Raw genomic sequence first — 453 nt, forward strand, 5'->3', positions numbered from 1 at the left:
ACCTAATACTGAGCAGTTAATTTTTGATATATCATCTTTTACAAAATCTTTGTCAAATACTACCGCTTCATTACATTCAACACACAATAACTTAAATCCTTTTTTCATTCCAATCATCCTTTACAAAATATAACATAGGGGTGGAATATGGAGAATTTGGATAAAAATACACCTACTTTTCAGTGGTGTTTATGTCGCATTATGAGACAAGTGCTAATTACACATTATCGTCCTACTGCGCTGTTTTATATGCCAGCGTTTCATCATATTCTTGTTGCGTAATCCACCCTTGCGCTAACGCATTGTCAATTTGCTCTTGTGTAAAGTTTTGCGCCGCGTATTGTTTGACAGGTTCATGATATTCAGTAGGAATATCCGAAATACGTCGATTTCCGTAAAGATAAATATCTCTTGCGTATGCGCTTGTTCTAAACGAATAAACTGCCATTGTTC

1 protein-coding gene is annotated in these 453 nt (G+C 35.3%); it reads right to left on the minus strand.

The features are described from left to right. Positions 1-232 precede the first annotated feature (232 nt). The coding region (locus tag ETC05_RS17415; protein WP_368668052.1) for a hypothetical protein at positions 233-453 on the minus strand (221 nt) is incomplete at its 5' end.

Origin of the sequence: Geobacillus sp. BMUD, assembly GCF_013096845.1 — a bacterium.
Classification (GTDB): domain Bacteria; phylum Bacillota; class Bacilli; order Bacillales; family Anoxybacillaceae; genus Geobacillus; species Geobacillus vulcani.